15 protein-coding genes are annotated in these 15,333 nt (G+C 39.6%); 12 read left to right on the plus strand and 3 right to left on the minus strand.

The features are described 5' to 3' along the window. Positions 1-116: 116 nt before the first annotated feature. From ftsZ to OQ289_RS04495, 3 genes are all read left to right on the plus strand, one after another. Positions 117-1,808 (plus strand): cell division protein FtsZ, encoded by a 1,692-nt coding sequence (gene ftsZ, locus OQ289_RS04485; protein ID WP_270089590.1) that lies wholly within the window; start codon positions 117-119, stop codon positions 1,806-1,808. A 160-nt stretch (positions 1,809-1,968) separates the two neighbouring features. Then, positions 1,969-2,154, plus strand: coding sequence for a histone H1 (locus OQ289_RS04490; protein ID WP_270089591.1), 186 nt, complete (start codon positions 1,969-1,971; stop codon positions 2,152-2,154). A gap of 99 nt (positions 2,155-2,253) precedes the next feature. Further along, positions 2,254-3,393 (plus strand): sugar phosphate isomerase/epimerase family protein, encoded by a 1,140-nt coding sequence (locus OQ289_RS04495; RefSeq protein WP_270089592.1) that lies wholly within the window; start codon positions 2,254-2,256, stop codon positions 3,391-3,393. Positions 3,394-3,436: 43 nt separating this feature from the next. Here the strand turns inward: OQ289_RS04495 and OQ289_RS04500 are convergent, their stop codons facing one another. Then, the gene (locus OQ289_RS04500; protein WP_270089593.1) at positions 3,437-4,075 is read right to left on the minus strand and encodes a response regulator; all 639 of its coding nucleotides are present in this window, start codon (positions 4,073-4,075) and stop codon (positions 3,437-3,439) included. Positions 4,076-4,286: 211 nt separating this feature from the next. Here OQ289_RS04500 and mscL point away from each other — a divergent pair, with 211 nt between their 5' ends. From mscL to tsaB, 5 genes are all read left to right on the plus strand, one after another. Then, complete coding sequence (gene mscL, locus OQ289_RS04505) at positions 4,287-4,694, plus strand: large-conductance mechanosensitive channel protein MscL (protein WP_033564855.1); 408 nt, start codon at positions 4,287-4,289, stop codon at positions 4,692-4,694. Between the two features lie 238 nt (positions 4,695-4,932). After that, positions 4,933-5,091, plus strand: coding sequence for a 50S ribosomal protein L34 (gene rpmH, locus OQ289_RS04510; RefSeq protein WP_081981212.1), 159 nt, complete (start codon positions 4,933-4,935; stop codon positions 5,089-5,091). Positions 5,092-5,154: 63 nt separating this feature from the next. Continuing rightward, on the plus strand, positions 5,155-5,562 hold the full coding sequence (rnpA, locus tag OQ289_RS04515; protein WP_270089594.1) for a ribonuclease P protein component: 408 nt from the start codon (positions 5,155-5,157) through the stop codon (positions 5,560-5,562). After that, the gene (gene yidD, locus OQ289_RS04520; RefSeq protein ID WP_270089595.1) at positions 5,525-5,779 is read left to right on the plus strand and encodes a membrane protein insertion efficiency factor YidD; all 255 of its coding nucleotides are present in this window, start codon (positions 5,525-5,527) and stop codon (positions 5,777-5,779) included. The genes rnpA and yidD overlap by 38 nt, the downstream gene beginning before the upstream one ends. 12 nt (positions 5,780-5,791) lie before the next feature. Beyond that, the gene (tsaB, locus tag OQ289_RS04525) at positions 5,792-6,493 is read left to right on the plus strand and encodes a tRNA (adenosine(37)-N6)-threonylcarbamoyltransferase complex dimerization subunit type 1 TsaB (RefSeq protein ID WP_270089596.1); all 702 of its coding nucleotides are present in this window, start codon (positions 5,792-5,794) and stop codon (positions 6,491-6,493) included. Here the strand turns inward: tsaB and OQ289_RS04530 are convergent, their stop codons facing one another. Continuing rightward, positions 6,494-7,399 (minus strand): magnesium transporter CorA family protein, encoded by a 906-nt coding sequence (locus OQ289_RS04530; protein WP_033564858.1) that lies wholly within the window; start codon positions 7,397-7,399, stop codon positions 6,494-6,496. Positions 7,400-7,516: 117 nt separating this feature from the next. Continuing rightward, positions 7,517-8,125 (minus strand): OmpH family outer membrane protein, encoded by a 609-nt coding sequence (locus OQ289_RS04535; protein ID WP_270089597.1) that lies wholly within the window; start codon positions 8,123-8,125, stop codon positions 7,517-7,519. 207 nt (positions 8,126-8,332) lie between these two features. On the opposite strand from OQ289_RS04535, the gene gyrB reads away from it, so the two are divergent. The 4 genes from gyrB to OQ289_RS04555 all read left to right on the plus strand — a co-directional run bounded on the left by gyrB (position 8,333) and on the right by OQ289_RS04555 (position 15,331). Further along, a complete protein-coding gene (gene gyrB, locus OQ289_RS04540) occupies positions 8,333-10,291 on the plus strand; it encodes a DNA topoisomerase (ATP-hydrolyzing) subunit B (protein ID WP_270089598.1) in 1,959 nt (652 codons plus the stop codon). 105 nt (positions 10,292-10,396) lie between these two features. Beyond that, positions 10,397-11,200: a DNA-binding protein gene (locus OQ289_RS04545; protein ID WP_270089599.1), complete on the plus strand. Its 804-nt coding sequence runs from the start codon at positions 10,397-10,399 to the stop codon at positions 11,198-11,200. Next, entirely contained in the window at positions 11,190-13,241 is a 2,052-nt protein-coding gene (locus tag OQ289_RS04550) for a helix-hairpin-helix domain-containing protein (protein ID WP_270089600.1), read from the plus strand. Before OQ289_RS04545 ends, OQ289_RS04550 begins: the two co-directional genes overlap by 11 nt. A 5-nt stretch (positions 13,242-13,246) precedes the next feature. Then, a complete protein-coding gene (locus OQ289_RS04555) occupies positions 13,247-15,331 on the plus strand; it encodes a ComEC/Rec2 family competence protein (protein ID WP_270089601.1) in 2,085 nt (694 codons plus the stop codon). The last annotated feature ends 2 nt before the right edge of the window (positions 15,332-15,333 follow it).

Here is a 15,333-nt window from a genome sequence, read left to right on the forward strand (position 1 = left end):
CCACAATCTAACAAATGTGGAAAACTGTTGTTAAGAATTTGGTATTATTACATTAGAATTGTTGAAGATTATGGTAAAATGTAAGGCGCTCAACAATAGTTAAATAGGGATAAGTTATGTCAATACAGTTTGAAATGTTAAAGGAACAATCGTCGATAATCAAGGTTATCGGGATTGGTGGGGGAGGTGGCAATGCCGTCAACCACATGTATAACCAGGGGATCAGCGGAGTAGATTTTATCGTATGTAATACAGATGCGCAAGCATTGGAGTTGAGCCCAATACCTAACAAGGTGCAATTGGGAGTTAGCCTTACCGAAGGTATGGGCGCTGGTGCTGACCCTGATGTGGGTGAGAACTCTGCAATTGAAAGTATAGAAGATCTAAAACGCATGCTGGGTACGAACACCAAAATGTTGTTCATTACAGCTGGTATGGGTGGTGGCACCGGTACTGGTGCAAGTCCTGTATTGGCTAAAGCAGCTAAAGAGCTTGGTATTTTGACTGTGGCTATAGTGACTACCCCATTTACATTTGAAGGTAAAAAACGGAGAGCGCAAGCTGAAGATGGATTAGAAGAATTACGTAAGTATGTGGATTCGTATTTAGTAATATCGAATGATCGTCTTCGTGAAATTTTCGGCAATCTGACCATGACCGCTGCCTTCGCAAAAGCTGATGATATCTTGACTACTGCTGCAAAAGGCATCGCTGAGATCATAACTATTCCGGGTTATGTCAACGTGGATTTTAAAGATGTGCGTACGGTCATGAGCGACAGTGGTGTGGCTATAATGGGTAATGCAAAAGCGAAAGGTGATAATCGAGCACTAGAGGCAGTAACGGGTGCTTTGGCTTCTCCGCTATTGAAAGATAACGAAATTGAAGGTGCACGGTATATTTTATTGAACATAACATCTGGGAAAATGGAAGTGACAATGGACGAAGTAGCCATTGTGACGGACTTTATACAAGATAAGGCTGGACTATCTGCAGATCTTATCTGGGGTAACTGTATCGACGAGACATTGGAGGATGAGCTTTCTGTAACAATCATAGCAACTGGATTCCAAACAAGCGAACAACGCGTGAAGGAGAAGGAAATGGAAAAAGTTGCACTACCTTTGACTCCAGAAGCATCTACAAACCCATTTGTGCGCCCTGTATCTCAAAATCAGTTTGTACCGAGAGAGGTTGCTTCGTCAGCAGTGAATCCTGCGACGCAAGAGCCTCACCTCCTTGAAAACAAGATTTCGGAACGACAGGTGGATTTGTTCTCGCCATCGAAAACAAATGGAAGCGTCTCGAATTCATTTGTGCAAACGAACAAGACAGAAGTAGATACTGTCGTTAGGCATACACTGGAGATTAACGAGACTGTTATAAAGCAGGAAGAGGAAAGTAAGAATGATGGCTTTGAACTCAAAACGTCTCCTTCAGTATTCCAATTTGAAATGCCTTCGGTATTTGATTCGTATCAAAATACACAGGACAATAACAGAGAAATCGGTCACGAGGTAGAAGAGGCAATCGTTTCTAGTCAAGTAGAAGAGCCGGCAAGTTTCGAAGATCAGTTGTTGAAAACAAAAGAGCGAATATTGAGATTGAAAGAATTGAGTATGAAACTTAAGTCCTCAAATGGTCTTCAAGAGCTTGAGAATGAGCCAGCATACAAACGTAAGCAAAAGTCTTTAGAGGATCTTCCGCATTCATCACAGTCATCTGTATCCCGTTTTACTTTATCATTTGATGAAGGAGAAACAGAAATTAGACCTAACAACTCTTTTTTGCACGATAACGTAGATTAGTCATACAACTCTATTTATATGGAAAGCGGCTTGAAGTGATTCATGCCGCTTTTTTTGTGAATGTCAAAATTGTTTTAGATTTTGTTTTTTTAAAAATAGATGTTATTTTTAGCTTACACAACGATAAATGATTGATTATTAAAACTAAAAAAAACAAATTATGGCAAGTGTTGATAAATTCAAAGAATTAAAGGCTTTAGTTGATGGTCTTGAAGGTGATGCAGATAAATTTTTCAATAAGGGAAATAGTGCTGCAGGTACACGGGTGAGAAAAACTTTGCAAGATATTAAAACGCATTCTCAAGCATTGAGATTGGAAATTCAAAGTGCGAAGAATTCGAAGTAAACCATTTTAAGTTAGTGGTTACATATTCTAAAGCCCTTTTTTAAGGGCTTTTTTTATTACCTTTACGATATACCATTACAAAATAATACTATCAATAACATGTCTAATAAATTGAACAATCCAATTTGGGTCATGAGTTCGGCCTACGATAAATTGTCACTAACAGAGCTTATTGCGACAGCGAAAGATGTAGGGGCGCAAGGAATAGATCTCTGCGTTTTTAGAAAGGACGGTACGCGTCAGGACCATACTGCAACTCATTTAGAGTATGAGAATTTTACCCAAGAGGATGCCAAGCGAATTTTAGATCAATTTAATGATGCTGGATTGCAGTTGTCACTCGGGGCCTTCGAGAATATGATTGGAGGTGATGAAGAGCAACGTGTTAAGAACCAGAATCATCTGCTGAAGTTGATTCGTATCGCTTATCTCTTAGGAGGGGACAAAAATAATGTAAAAGTAGGGACATTTGTGGGGTACAACCATGAGCTGGGCAATCAAATCGACGGTTTCCAAAAGAATATCGATGAGTACAAGCGCGTCTTTACACCTATTGTAAAGTATGCTGAGTCGCTAGGTGTGACTATTCTTTATGAAAACTGTCCAATGGAAGGTTGGCGTTCTTCGCGATTTAGCTCGACCTATAATAATCTTCCAGCAACTCTTGCAGCTCGCAAGCTTATGTATGCTGCTATTCCTAGTCAAGCGCACGGGGAGATATATGATCCATCTCATGATGTATGGCAGAATACCGATCCTGTAGAGGTGATTAAATTGACCGACATGAGCAGGCTTCAACGGATTCATGTAAAGACTACGCGTAACCTTTCGACCCAAGCGCGGGTGGAGTGGGGGGGGATGTATCCTATGCAACATGTCGATGCTACTTTAGCCCATCTTGCGGGAGTTACTATTCCTCAACATGATTGGGATAGACACCATTATGAAGCGATGTTACCGGGTTTTGGTGGCTCAGACAGCATGGATTGGCGTGGGTTTGTTGACGCGCTACAGGAGCGGGGTTACAACATGCCATTTGAGATTGAAAATGAGGCTAAAAATTCTAAAGATACTGGCAACTTCGCTGCTACCAATCAAGGATTCTCAACCTGCATCAACTTTTTGGCTCCAATGTTATGGAATTTGAATGCCGAAACAGGTTATACTTATCAGGCGGGTGGATTACTTTCTTATCCTGAGGTTCAGGATGTTCCTGTTGCAAGTATGGATCAACTCTAATCCATGTTAATCTAATTTACATTCCAACGAATCAATCAATAGATTAGTTGGAATGTAAATTAAATAATTGAATAAGTTCGGGTACATTACTCACGCCCAGTTTTTCGAAAACTCTACTTTTATAGGTACTTACTGTAGAAGCACTCAGTTTTAGCTCGTTTGAAACCTCTAATATTCCTAGGCCTTGTGTCAAATGTTTGGCAACATCCATCTCTCGGTTAGAAAGCTTGGAAAGTGGATTTGACTTTTGTAAGCTGGACTTGCTTTGTGTTAATTTCTTCAGGTAGAGATCCGTTACGGTGTCAGACATGTACTTTCCTCTGCTGATGATACTTTCTATTGCATTCCCGAGCTCAGACATAGCGGTATTCTTATTTAAATAGCCTACAGCTCCAGCCTCAATGTAACGAAGGGCGTATAGTGATTCGTCGTATGATGAGAAAACTAGTATTTTGAGGTCCTGTTGTTTCGCTAGAATCTCGTGTATGACTTTGATATTATTCCCACCAGGCATATTAATGTCTAGTAGCAATAAGTCATAGCTGTTATTGTCCAGTAATTTGTTAATCTCATTGTAATCTTGTGCTTGGGTGATATTTGCGCTTTCGATAACCCCTTTTATAATAACAGAAGCCCCAAGTCTTACAATGCTGTGATCGTCAGCAATTAAAATCTTCTTCATGAATAGATATTATTAATGTTAAAAATTTACTCAAAACGGTCTAAGCGAAATCATTGAGATATTTTTTTAACAATATTTTAAAATGTTATATTCAATCAAAAATAACAAAAAAGCCGTACTATTTCGTAAAATCATTTTTTTTTCAAAAACTATGATTTTAATCACCATTTTTGTTACTTAGTATTAATTGATTATTAAACATAGGGAAAAAATGGGATTTATTAAAGAATTTAAGGAATTTGCAATGCGCGGTAGCGTAGTTGACTTAGCTGTGGGTGTTATCATCGGTGGTGCATTCGGTAAAATCGTTACTTCGTTGGTTGACGACATTATCATGCCTCCTATTGGATTTATAACCGGAGGTATTGATTTTTCAGATATGAAGTACGTCCTTACCCCAGCGGATGAAGTCGCAAAAATTAAAGAAGTGGCAATCAATTATGGTAATTTTATCAACATTATTATCCAATTTATAATCGTAGCCTTCTGTATATTTTTGGTGATAAAAGGATTGAATTCATTAAAGCGAAAAGAGGAGCCTGCACCAGAAGTTGCGGCAGCGCCTACCAAGGAAGAAACATTGTTGACAGAGATTAGGGATATCCTAAAAAATAAATAATGCTTTTTTAAGCGAAGGACCTATCTTTCAGCCATAAGGGGGTATTTCTAACTTTTTCCTATTTGGAGGAGCCAACGCGTGTTGGCCTGCTCCAGTAGATTGAAATTGGTATGCGACTGACAGACTCTCCAAATATTTCTAAATAATGTTTGTGAGTTTGTTAAATAAACATTACTTTTGCATTCCTCTTTAGAGTATAAAAGAAGTTTAAAAATATTAAATATACAGCATAAGCGCCATGAAAAGAACATTTCAGCCATCGCAAAGAAAAAGAAGAAATAAACACGGGTTCAGAGAACGTATGAGCACTGCTAATGGTAGACGAGTATTAGCTTCTCGTAGAGCAAAAGGTAGAAAACGTTTAACAGTATCTGACGAATCTCGTCACAAAGCATAATTTCACATCGCCGGAGACTCCTATAGCTTGCGCTGCATAGCCGGCTTATTCAAGTCATCGGATATGGAAAATTTTACTTTTAAAAAAGAAGAACGATTATGTAGTAAAAGACTTATAGATAGTCTTTTCCATAATGGTTCTTCTTTTGTTTTATATCCGTTTCGGATAGTATTCTGGGTCACTGCCGATCTTGATGCTACAGCTCAGGTGATTATCTCTGTGCCAAAAAGACGATTTAAGAAAGCCGTCAGCAGGAATCTCTTGAAAAGAAGGATTAGAGAGGCTTATAGATTGCAAAAACAAGCGAATCTATATGCACAGCTCCCACTGAATCAAGGCAGCTTGTTGTTTGCTATTCAATACGTAGGTAAGACAACGCTTTCTTTTACGGAGATTAGTGCTAAGTTAGGCTTGGCTTTACAACGAATGCAACATGAAAGTCATCCGCTATATTTGGCAGAAAATAATTAGACCAATTTTAGGATTTTTATTTTTGACACTCATTCGAGCCTATCAACTCTTGCTATCCCCAATGTTGGGTGGTAGTTGTCGGTATAGTCCAACCTGTTCCCAATATGGGGTGGAGGCAATCCGTAAGCATGGACCGTTTAAGGGAGGATGGTTGACTATCAAAAGAATTTTAAGATGTAATCCTTGGGGTGGACATGGTCATGATCCAGTCCCGTAATAATCGGCGTAAATGAATAACAACTTTATCTTACAGATTGAAACAGCTACCCCTGTATGTTCGGTTGCCATAAGTAAAGGTGGCCAGATAATCGCTACAGTAGAGGCCTTAGCAGATAATATTCACGCATCGCATTTGACAGTATTTGTAGAACAGGTTCTTGAAAAGGTGTCCATCACTCTACATGATTTGTCGGCGGTGGCGGTGAGTATGGGACCGGGGTCATACACAGGGCTTCGGATCGGTGTTTCAGTCGCCAAGGGTTTGTGCTATGCTTTGGATATTCCATTGATAGCTGTTAATACTTTGTATGCGATGTATGATGGTTTCAAGGAACGCTTTTCTAGTGAAGATGGTGTTCATATCTTTTGTCCGATGATAGATGCCCGTAGAATGGAGGTATATTCTTGTATGGTTGATCAGGTAGGAGGAGATTTGGAGCCGATCGGAGCTAATATCATTGATGAGCATTCATTTGATGCTTGGATTAAAGCGGGTAAGCAGGTCCATTTGTTTGGCTCTGGTGCTGCTAAATTTGACGCCTTGTACAAGGAAGTAGAAAATCTAACGGTACACGATAATTTTTTGAATTCAGCAGCATTTCTAACCTCTAGAGCTACAATCAAACTGAGTCGGAAGGAGTTTGAAGATGTGGCATATTTTGAGCCATATTACTTAAAAGATTTTGTGGCAACAACACCTAAAAAGAAATAGTTACATCCATCTTTTTCTTTTAAACCAATAATAAATCAATACTGCTACAAATACCATTATCAGAAGTGATAGCGGGTAGCCATAATACCACTCCAACTCGGGCATATTCTTGAAATTCATCCCGTACACTCCAGCGATGAATGTTAGCGGCATGAAGAATACCGATATGATCGTCAAGGTGCGCATGATTTCGTTAGTGTGGTTGGACTCTATGTTGAAATATACGGAGAGGAGCTGACTAGTATTTTCACTAAGGTTACGATATAGTGTGGATGTCCGCACATAGAGGTCTCTCAGGTCTTGTGTATAAATATTCTTGTACTCAGGCATATGGAAGTAATCCACAATATCTTTGCACAGGGCCAATATATTTCGAATCACATCAATCTGCCGCTTAAGATAATACAGCCGTTTTAAGAAAGGTTTTCTCTTGCTGTGTAGGAAGACAATCTCCTCGTATTCATCTAGGCGTTCGTTGAGTTCTGTGATGACTAGATTCTCAAATGTTTTCAACGACTCCGAAGTGATGAAATTAATAAGGCTTTTTGTATTGCTGAATTTTTTGTTTGTGCGATCCGCCCTTTTTATGTTATTAAGGTATTGTATTTCATTGCGGTGTACCGTAATGATGAATTTTTCATTAAAGAATATGGAAACTCGGTCGGTAATCTCGGTCAATGTGTCTGAGGTCTCCTCAAATTTTTGAGGAATGGAACGAATGATTAAGAAATGATAAGTTTCGAATTCTTCTATTTTAGGAAGGTGCCCTACTTCAAGACAGTCTTTTATAGAAGCTTCATGAAGATTGTATTGAGTGGCTAGGTCCTTAAAATCTTCTCGAGTCGGATTAGTAATGTCTATCCATATGTATGGAAGTTTTTCATCCTCTATCAGTATTTCTGTCATATCGGAGATAATTGTTTGTACAAGATAATGACGATGCTGTGATTATGCAAATAATCGGTCATTAAAAAAGGCTAGTCTTTTTGACTAACCTTTTGTTCGTAGGGTATTATCTTTTACTTACTTCTTTGTCGCTTTGTACTCCTTGTTTAAGGCCTCAACAACTTCATTAGTAATTTCTAATTTAGCGTCTGCAAAAAGAACTGTAGGATTTGACTTAGAATAGGTCAATACCAATTTGTAACCTTTTTCAGAAGCGTGCTTCTTTAAGTATTCGGTAATGCTGTTGTATACATTGTTGAATTCGGTCGCTTCATCCTGTTGTATAGATGCCGAAGCATTCTGGTCCAAGCGACCTAGCTCATCTTGTTTACGGGCGAGTTTCTCTTCCGTTGCTTGACGCTCAGAAGCACTTAACGTGGCAGCTTTTTGTTGATAATCGGCAACTTCACGTTGAAAAGCCTGACTTTTCGATTGTAAATCCGTTTGTGCTTTTTTCACTTTGGCTTCCATCTTGACTTTGATATCCTTGAAGTACTCGTACTTTTCAGATAATGTATCCGCATTTATGTACACGATTTTTTCGGACGAGGAAGATGAGCTTTCCTTCGAAGCCGAAGAGTCTGTAGACCCTGTTGGTTTTGAAGCATTCTGATTACAAGAGATGGCAGCCGTTGCGATAATAACACCTAGTGTTGCTTTCGAAATAGTTGTTAAAAATTTATTCATTTGTTTTGTCGTTGTCATATTTGAAGTAACAAACCTACTATAAAAAAATCAAAATCTTATTTTTAGATGATAATTCTCTTGAAAATATGTGTCAAATATCTTGTTGTTAGGGGTTTAGGTCGTGTTCGAAGGGGGGATTAATCACTTGTAAATGTGGTTAAAATTTCGTATTTTTGAATATAGAACTAAATCATAGAATAATCTTACATGAGCGAAGAAAACAAGAATTTATCCACATACTCAGCCGACAATATTCAGGTATTAGAAGGTTTAGAAGCCGTGCGGAAACGCCCTTCCATGTATATTGGTGATACGGGTGTCAAGGGGTTACACCATTTGGTTTATGAAGTCGTTGATAACTCTATCGATGAGGCGGTTGCCGGATATTGTGACGATATATTGGTGACTATCCACGAAGGTAACTCCATCTCTGTTCGGGATAATGGTCGTGGTATCCCAACAGGAATAAATAAAAAAGAAAACAAATCTGCATTGGAGCTTGTCATGACAGTGCTGCATGCAGGTGGTAAGTTTGATAAAGATACATATAAGGTTTCTGGAGGATTACATGGTGTCGGGGTATCTTGTGTGAATGCACTTTCTACGCTTCTGGTGGCGGAGGTAAGACGTGAGGGAAAAATATTCAAGCAGGAATACGAAAAAGGAAAACCAATGTATGACGTTAAAGAGATTGGAGAAAGTGACGAAACTGGTACTACAGTTACGTTTCATCCAGATCCCGAAATCTTTACCCTTACAACGGTCTATAATTACGATACATTGGCTAACAGACTTCGTGAATTAGCCTTTTTGAATAAAGGTATTCGTTTGGCAATTGTCGACGAAAGAGAGACATTGGATGATGGCTCTTTGAAAGGCGACGTATTCTTTTCTGAAGGAGGTTTACAGGAGTTTGTTGAATTCTTGGACGGTAATAGACAGTCATTAATTCCGTCCCCAATTTATGTTGAAGGAATCAAACAGGGAATCCCTGTTGAACTGGCTTTGCAATATAACGATACCTATTCCGAGAACGTACACTCTTACGTGAATAATATTAACACAATTGAAGGTGGGTCTCATGTTGCAGGATTTAGAAGGGGGCTGACTCGCACATTGAAAAAATATGCGGAAGATTCAGGCTTGTTGAAGAATCTAAAAGTGGAGATCGCAGGCGACGACTTTAGGGAGGGATTGACAGCAGTTATCTCGGTCAAAGTTGCGGAACCTCAATTTGAAGGACAAACAAAGACCAAACTTGGAAATAACGAGGTCATGGGAGCTGTGGACGTAGCTGTGGGGGAAATTTTAAGTGTCTATTTGGAAGAAAATCCACGAGAAGCCAAGATAATTGTTCAAAAGGTTGTCATCGCTGCTCAAGCACGTGCTGCTGCACGTAAGGCGCGTGAGATGGTACAACGTAAGACTGTCATGGGTGGGTCTGGACTTCCAGGTAAACTGGCCGACTGTTCCGATAATGACCCTAAAAAATGTGAGATATTTTTTGTCGAGGGAGATTCGGCGGGTGGTACTGCTAAGCAAGGTCGCGATCGTAAGTTTCAAGCTATTATGCCATTGAGAGGTAAGATTCTGAATGTGGAGAAAGCTATGGAGCACAAAATCTATGAGAATGAGGAAATCAAGAACATGTTTACAGCACTGGGGGTTAGTGTGGGTACTGTTGAGGATGCAAAAGCCTTAAATCTTGAGAAATTGCGTTATCATAAGATTGTGATCATGACGGATGCCGATGTGGATGGTAGCCACATTGCTACTTTAATCTTGACCTTCTATTTCAGGTATATGAAGGAACTGATTGAAAATGGATACATTTATATCGCTACACCGCCACTATATCTTGTCAAAAAGGGTAAGGAGTCTGAGTATTGTTGGACAGAAGACCAACGCTTGAATGCTATTCAACGATTAAAGGGAGCTGGTAAGGAAGATAGTGTACATGTACAGCGCTATAAAGGTCTCGGAGAGATGAATGCAGAGCAACTCTGGGAGACAACCATGAATCCCGAACATCGGACATTACGTCAAGTTACAATAGAAAATGCTGCGGAATGCGATCGTATATTCTCTATGTTGATGGGAGATGAAGTAGCCCCTCGTCGTGAATTTATTGAGAAAAATGCTCGATATGCAAAGATTGACATCTAATCGCTAGCCGATTAACTATACTAAAAGCCTGTTGAGTATTCAGCAGGCTTTTTTATTTTAAAAATATTTTTTAACTTCATGTTATATTAGACCAATTTCTAAATCATGAGAGTTAAGGAGTTAATGTTTTTGATGTTAATTTCTCTTGAAGTATTTGGGCAAGATTTTAGTGCAGCACCCTTTCTAGGGATGGGGAATACTGGCGTAGGGCAAGGAGGAATTTACAGTTTGACTGCCAATCCAGCTGGATTGGTCATGTTGGAAGGAGTAACGGCTGCAATTGCCTATCAACAACATGTTCTAAAATCCGATATTCAGACACAAGCAGCTTATCTGGGAATACCATTGGCGAGAAAGGGAGCTATTGGTTTGGCCATACACAATTATGGAATACCATCGGTAACTTCATTCCTTCGGAGCAATCTTTCATATGCTCGGTCCTTTGGAACTGTTTTTCAAGCCTCAATATCTGCCAATTATCATCGAAAACATGTCCAAACATATGGTGGAGGGCAGACGTTGTCTGCGGATCTCGGACTACAGTATTCAGTCCAGAATAGCCTTAAGGTAGGTGCGCTCTTCCGTAATGTTAGCGGAGCTAAGTTTGATAATAGCGTCAGCGAACGTATAGGCAGAGAGTTGGTGTTGGGAATGGAATATTTTGTTTCCCAATTTTTAAATGTCAATGTTGATTTGGCTCATGATTTAGAACATCATTTTTTTATAAGAAGTGGATTGGCCTACGCTATATCTCCCTTTTTTCTAATCAGGATGGGCGTGTCTTCAAATCCCCTCCAATACTACGGTGGAGTGGGATTTGTTTTGAATAATATTACAATTGACTTATCGTCTTCCTTTCATCCTAGATTGGGCACGTCCCCCCAAATAGCGTTGGCCTATGTATTGTAGATTTCGAATCATTGGATTGTTTTACATGTGCATTCTTTCGCTATCCGTTCATGCGCAGGAGCTAAGTGAGGAAGCGGAGGAATTAATTGTAGAACAGTTATTGGAGATTGCGGATGATGACATCGATGTCTCCGAACTTACAGAACGATTACGACGCCTCGTAAATCATCCACTTGATTTGAATAGCGTAAGCGAACAGGATTTAGCGGCTCTTTTTTTTCTTAGCCCAATACAGATTGCTAATATTATTGCACATCGAAAGGCTTCGGGAAGGATACTATCTCCGCTGGAACTCCAAGGGGTCGAAGGGTTTGACAGCCAAAGCTTACAACGACTTTTGCCCTTTGTGACGGTAAGTGCTCCTTCACACTTGGAGGATATGAGTTGGCGAAGATTGTGGAATGAAGCACAACAAGAAGTCATGCTGCGGTATGGAAGGGGACTCGAGCTACCAAAGGGATATCAAATTGAGGATACTACGATGTCCCGGTATTTAGGGGATCCTAATCGCCTAGCGCTACGGTACCGTATGGATTATAAAAATACAATTCGATTGGCTGTAAATATGGATAAGGATGCCGGCGAACCCTTTTTGAAAGAAAAGCAGAAATACGGATTTGATTATTACTCTATAAGCCTCTCTCTTAAATTGAAAGGAACTCTCCGACATCTTGTGATAGGAGACTATGCATTACAATTGGGACAGGGACTGGCCATGTGGAACGGACTCAGTTTTGGTAAAGGGGCATGGATAGAGGGTATGGCTAAGCAAGCTTCTGGTCTGAAAGCTTATACTTCCTTGAATGAGTCTAATTTTTTGAGAGGAATTGCAGGAGATTTTGAATTTGGACGTTTTCAGCTTACTCCCTTCTTTTCATTCAACAAGTTGAGTGGGAATATGTCATCTACAGACTCCGTGCCTAGTATCCTGGCTATATCCCACTCTGGCCTACATCGTACACCTACAGAATTGCGAAATAGAAATGCGGTTAATCAGATGGTATATGGTGCTAATCTAGTATATCGCTTGTCTCGATTGAAAGTAGGATTTGCGGCGTTTCAGACCCATTATAACGGAATCATCACGCCTTCCGACTTGATGCGTAACCAATTTGCCTTCCGTGGACAGCGTTTGACTAACTGGACTACTTATTATCAGTATACATTTAGAAATGTGTTTGTATTTGGAGAGGTTGCTCATAGTCTAGGTAGTGGGATAGCGCTTACAAATGGTACGGTAGCGAGTCTAAGCCCTAGATTGTCTTTTGTAGCTTTGCATCGTTATTATCAAAAAAATTATCATCAGTTTTTTGGACAAGGACCTGGAGAGGGAGGGAATGTCAATAATGAACAGGGACTGTATACAGGGGTTGTCTTCCATCCATCGCGAGCGATAGAATGGGTCAATTACGTGGATGTTTTTAAATTTCCATGGTTGCGGTATAGAGCAGATGGTCCTACCGAAGGATATGATGTGTTTTCTCAATTTTCGTATTCTTGGTACAAGCGAGGCAAGCTTTCATTTCGATTTCGACACCGTAAGCAGCAAGAAAATGGAAACGTTTTGGCAGTAAGTGGGCCTGTCCTTGCTGATGTCAAACGCTATCAATCTCGCATTGAATTTCAAATGAAATTGTCCGAGCATTGGACTGTTCGCAGTCGCGTCGAGGGGACTTACTACGAAAAAGAATTTGTTCCATCTGAGCGTGGATTATTAGTATATCAAGACTTCTTCTGGAATAATAGGAACAAGCGTGTAAGGGTCAATATGAGATTGGCCTATTTTGATACGAATGGTTATAATTCACGAATTTATGCATATGAGAATGACGTCTTGTATGCCTCGTCGTTCCCGATATATTATCATACTGGTATCCGAACCTATGCCAATTGTAGGTTCCGAATTACACGCGCAGTAGATGTATGGGCTCGGTATGGAGCTACATACTATAGGAACTTAGATCGAATAGGAAGTGGGTTGGATGAGATTGCTGGAAATCGAAAGTCGGATATAAAGCTGCAATTAAGGGTAAAATTCTAATAGATATGGAATACTACACGCCTAAACATGTCCCACTTATTAAAGTCGTATTTTTTCTTATGATAGGGATCTGGCTAGGGTTTGTAGTAGAGGACATATCATTTCCTGTTTTCTACCTTGAAGCAATAAGCGTTATCATCGTTATAATACTCATCCTCAGTTTTTTCTTAAGTAGTAAGCGCTTATGGAAGAGACTATATGTATTCGCACTTTATGTATTGTTGTTGTTTTTGGGTATATATAATATCGTTAGTAAAAATCCTATCCATCATCCTAATCATTTTGCTCACTTTGATGATAAGTTATTGATTGGCATCGTGGATGATGAGCCACGACTGAAGGGGGATTTACTGCGATGTCCTATTCGCATAGTTGGAGGAGTAGATGGCAGTCTGGAAATATCTCGAATGGGGATGTTAATGATGACCATTTCAGGTGTTGATAGTTCTCAAATTTTGAAATATGGAGATGAGATTATTTTTCGTAACAATATCAAAGAAGTAGCACGCCCATCCAATCCTCGCGAGTTTGACTATGCGCGATATCTTTCCTATTCAAATATTTGGTATCAAAGTTTTTTGGAGACAAGCCAAATTCAGATACGAAGACATAATCAAGGAAATAGCTTGCAAGCTTTTGCCTTTCAAGTTAGGGATAATCTAGTCGAAAAATTCAGAAACTATATATTAGATCCTCAAGCATTTCATGTGGCCTCGGCCGTAATATTGGGGTATCGTGTTCACATGGACGAAGAGATTATCAGTGCATTCAACGATACTGGCACGATCCATCTTTTGAGCGTTTCAGGTCTACATGTTGGATTGGTCTTTGGAATCTTAGTCTGGTTGCTGTCCTGGATGGATAGGATAAAGGGAGGGGCAATAATTCGTACGCTGATTATACTATTGTGTGTATGGGCATATTCAATTATGACTGGTATGTCGGCTCCTGTGATAAGGGCCGCCATTATGATTTCGTTTTATATCGTGGTTACCCTCATACGTAGAAGGTCAAATATCTATAATACGATAGCAGCCTCTGCGTTCTTTATGTTGATTGTAGACAGCAAGCAATTAGCTGATATTGGCTTTCAATTGTCTTATATGGCCGTATTGGGTATAGTTGCGGTCGTCCCTGTTTTGAATACTATCTACCGCCCCAAATACAGATATATTCAAAGTATACTAACTTATTGCTATGTCTCATTGGGTGCACAATTATTTACGCTACCACTTATCATATATTACTTTGGACAGTTTCCCAATTATTTTTTAGTTGCTAACCTTCTTATAGCCATCCCATCGTCTTTAATCATGTACCTAGGCATGGGATTAGCCATTTTGCCCTTTGAAAGCATGGGGACAGTATTGGGATATTTGCTAAATGAGTTGATTGTTGTAATGCTTTCTGGATTGAAGTTCTTAGGTGCATTGCCAGGGGCAGTTACACGTGGCGTTGTATTCAATGGTTTGCAAGTTAGCTTGTTTTTTGTTGTGATATGTAGTCTATTTGTCTCCTATTACACTAGGAGTAAGACAGGTCTATGGGCATTGGTCGGATCTATTTTGGTTCTAAATATAACCCTGATTAATCACGATATTAGCCATCAGAATTACCAAGGGGTAAAATTTTATAATGTAAAAGGTGATGTAGCGGTTGCATATATTGATAGAGGCCGTGTCACCTTATTTTCAAATTTGGACTCTCTGTACCACCCGGTATTGGCGTTTCGCGTTTTGCCCGATATACTTGGTTACACCTCAAAAGAAAGAATTGTTTTTCAACGAATCTTAGCTTCGAAGCAAAAGTCAAATCTATTCATCGCAACACCCTATGTCCGATTGATGCTTTTGGAAGGGCCTTACATCCCCGACACTCTTAGTACAACCGATATCCTTTTCTTACGTAGGAATAGCACTGTCGATCTGCCTGACTTAATACCTAAAGCGTCTCCTAAGTTGGTGCTGTTGGATGGATCAAGCTCTGATAAAAGAATAATGAAGTATATTCGTCAATTGGATTCTTTGGCGATTCCCTATTATACGATGAAGAATAATTTTGCTTATGTTTGGGATAAGGATTTACGATAAAA

Source organism: Sphingobacterium sp. SYP-B4668, assembly GCF_027627455.1.
In the GTDB taxonomy this organism is placed as follows: domain Bacteria; phylum Bacteroidota; class Bacteroidia; order Sphingobacteriales; family Sphingobacteriaceae; genus Sphingobacterium.

Bases quoted from the DNA above. Each gene is read 5' to 3' on its own strand.
- ftsZ (WP_270089590.1), top strand. From the start codon at position 117: ATGTCAATACAGTTTGAAATGTTAAAGGAACAATCGTCGATAATCAAG.
- OQ289_RS04490 (WP_270089591.1), top strand. From the start codon at position 1,969: ATGGCAAGTGTTGATAAATTCAAAGAATTAAAGGCTTTAGTTGATGGT.
- OQ289_RS04495 (WP_270089592.1), top strand. From the start codon at position 2,254: ATGTCTAATAAATTGAACAATCCAATTTGGGTCATGAGTTCGGCCTAC.
- OQ289_RS04500 (WP_270089593.1), bottom strand. From the start codon at position 4,075: ATGAAGAAGATTTTAATTGCTGACGATCACAGCATTGTAAGACTTGGG.
- mscL (WP_033564855.1), top strand. From the start codon at position 4,287: ATGGGATTTATTAAAGAATTTAAGGAATTTGCAATGCGCGGTAGCGTA.
- rpmH (WP_081981212.1), top strand. From the start codon at position 4,933: ATGAAAAGAACATTTCAGCCATCGCAAAGAAAAAGAAGAAATAAACAC.
- rnpA (WP_270089594.1), top strand. From the start codon at position 5,155: ATGGAAAATTTTACTTTTAAAAAAGAAGAACGATTATGTAGTAAAAGA.
- yidD (WP_270089595.1), top strand. From the start codon at position 5,525: ATGAAAGTCATCCGCTATATTTGGCAGAAAATAATTAGACCAATTTTA.
- tsaB (WP_270089596.1), top strand. From the start codon at position 5,792: ATGAATAACAACTTTATCTTACAGATTGAAACAGCTACCCCTGTATGT.
- OQ289_RS04530 (WP_033564858.1), bottom strand. From the start codon at position 7,399: ATGACAGAAATACTGATAGAGGATGAAAAACTTCCATACATATGGATA.
- OQ289_RS04535 (WP_270089597.1), bottom strand. From the start codon at position 8,125: ATGAATAAATTTTTAACAACTATTTCGAAAGCAACACTAGGTGTTATT.
- gyrB (WP_270089598.1), top strand. From the start codon at position 8,333: ATGAGCGAAGAAAACAAGAATTTATCCACATACTCAGCCGACAATATT.
- OQ289_RS04545 (WP_270089599.1), top strand. From the start codon at position 10,397: ATGAGAGTTAAGGAGTTAATGTTTTTGATGTTAATTTCTCTTGAAGTA.
- OQ289_RS04550 (WP_270089600.1), top strand. From the start codon at position 11,190: ATGTATTGTAGATTTCGAATCATTGGATTGTTTTACATGTGCATTCTT.
- OQ289_RS04555 (WP_270089601.1), top strand. From the start codon at position 13,247: ATGGAATACTACACGCCTAAACATGTCCCACTTATTAAAGTCGTATTT.